Below are 2,365 nucleotides of genomic sequence, written 5' to 3'. Positions count from 1 at the left end.
TCTTCCCTTGCGGGGGCGAGTGTCAATGATGTCGGGGGGTGCTTTGATATACATGGGAAGGGAGTAAACTACTTAGGGTACGCGCCTTGGGTGGCGGGAAAGCTCTCGGGCAATTAGTACGGCTCGGCTATGACGTTTCCGCCTTTACACCTGCCGCCTATCGACGTGGTCGTCTCCCACGGCCCTTAAAGGGATTTCTCATCTTGGGGTGAGTTTCGCACTTAGATGCTTTCAGCGCTTATCTCATCCGAGCGTAGCTACCCTGCGCTGCGGCTGGCGCCACAACAGGTCCACCAGAGGCTCGTCCATCCCGGTCCTCTCGTACTAAGGACAGGTCCCCTCAAAAATCCAACGCCCACTACAGATAGGGACCGAACTGTCTCACGACGTTCTGAACCCAGCTCGCGTGCCACTTTAATGAGCGAACAGCTCAACCCTTGGGACCTTCTCCAGCCCCAGGACGTGACGAGCCGACATCGAGGTGCCAAACCTCCCCGTCGATATGAGCTCTTGGGGGAGATCAGCCTGTTATCCCCGGCGTACCTTTTATCCTTTGAGCGATGGCCCTTCCATGCGGAACCACCGGATCACTATATCCGCCTTTCGGCCCTGCTCGGCTTGTGGGCCTCACAGTCAAGCACCCTTCTGCTATTGCGCTCTGCGCACGGTTACCAAGCGTGCTGAGGGTACCTTTGAAAGCCTCCGTTACTCTTTTGGAGGCGACCACCCCAGTCAAACTACCCACCAAACAATGTCTCCCGCTTGGGGATTAGGCTCCAAACAACTCAAGGGTGGTATTTCAACGTTGCCTAACCGACGCCTGGCGACGCCGGATCAGAGGCTCCCACCTATCCTACACATGAGTTGCCCAGAGTCAATGTTAAGCTATAGTAAAGGTGCACGGGGTCTTTCCGTCCCGTAGCGGGTACTCGGCATCTTCACCGAGACTACAATTTCACCGAGCTCACGGCTGAGACAGCGCCCAGATCGTTACACCATTCGTGCAGGTCGGAACTTACCCGACAAGGAATTTCGCTACCTTAGGACCGTTATAGTTACGGCCGCCGTTTACCGGGGCTTCGATTCAATGCCTCGCCTTGCGGCTAACATCCCCTCTTAACCTTCCGGCACCGGGCAGGTGTCAGGCCATATACCTCATCTTTCGATTTCGCATAGCCATGTGTTTTTGTTAAACAGTCGCCTGGGCCTCTTCACTGCGGCTTCTCCATCGCTGGAGGAAGCGCCCCTTCTCCCGAAGTTACAGGGCCATTTTGCCGAGTTCCTTGGCCGTGATTCACTCGAGCACCTTAGGATTCTCTCCTCGACTACCTGTGTCGGATTGCGGTACGGGTAGCGTAACCTTGAACGCTTAGCGGGTTTTCTTGGAAGTCTGATTAGGGCCGCTATCCCCTCGCCCGGGGGCTTGGGGTACTATCGCATTTCATCAAAGTCGGCGTACTTGACTACCGTCCCTATAACTACGTGCTTTAACCTGGTATTCCGTCACCAGGCGGGCCTTTCACTACTCCGTCACCGCATCACTGGGTTACGCTAGTACTGGAATATTAACCAGTTGTCCATCGACCTTAGCCTTCGCATCAGCCTTAGGACCCGACTAACCCTGATCCGATTAGCGTTGATCAGGAAACCTTAGTCTTTCGGTGTGCGGGTTTCTCGCCCGCATTATCGTTACTTATGCCTACATTTGCTTTTCCCGACGCTCCAACGCCCATTGCCAGGCGCCTTCTACGCAGACGGGAATGCTCCCCTACCACTGTAATAAATTACAATCCATAGCTTCGGTATTATGCTTGATGCCCGATTATTATCGATGCCCTGTCGCTCGACCAGTGAGCTGTTACGCACTCTTTAAATGAATGGCTGCTTCCAAGCCAACATCCTGGCTGTCTGGGCAACTGGACCTCCTTTGTTCAACTTAGCATAAATTTAGGGACCTTAGCTGATGGTCTGGGTTCTTTCCCTCTCGGCTTGGGACCTTAGCACCCCAAGCCTCACTGCCGAGTATGTTTCATGGCATTCGGAGTTCGTCAGGATTCGGTAGGATTTGACTCCCCCTAGTCCTATCGGTAGCTCTACCTCCATGAAACTCCACCTCGACGCTGCCCCTAAAGGCATTTCGGGGAGTACGAGCTATTTCTCAGTTTGATTGGCCTTTCACCCCTACCCTCAGGTCATCCAAATCCTTTTCAACGGAAACTGGTTCGGACCTCCATTGCGTGTTACCGCAACTTCATCCTGCCCAAGGGTAGATCACAAAGTTTCGCGTCTACCCCCCCTGACTGTGCGCCCTGTTCAGACTCGCTTTCGCTGCGGCTCCGTGTCTTCAGACACTTAACCTCGCCAG

At 54.2% G+C, this 2,365-nt stretch carries 1 rRNA gene (only partly in view); it reads right to left on the bottom strand.

Annotated features, from left to right (window positions below):
• Positions 1-93: 93 nt before the first annotated feature.
• Positions 94-2,365, bottom strand: a 23S ribosomal RNA gene (locus ACYVJQ_RS19800) (it continues 620 nt past the right edge of the window).

The organism is Rufibacter soli, from assembly GCF_054781795.1.
The sequence above is the reverse complement of the archived record's forward strand: the minus strand, read 5'-3'. Positions and strand labels throughout refer to the sequence as shown.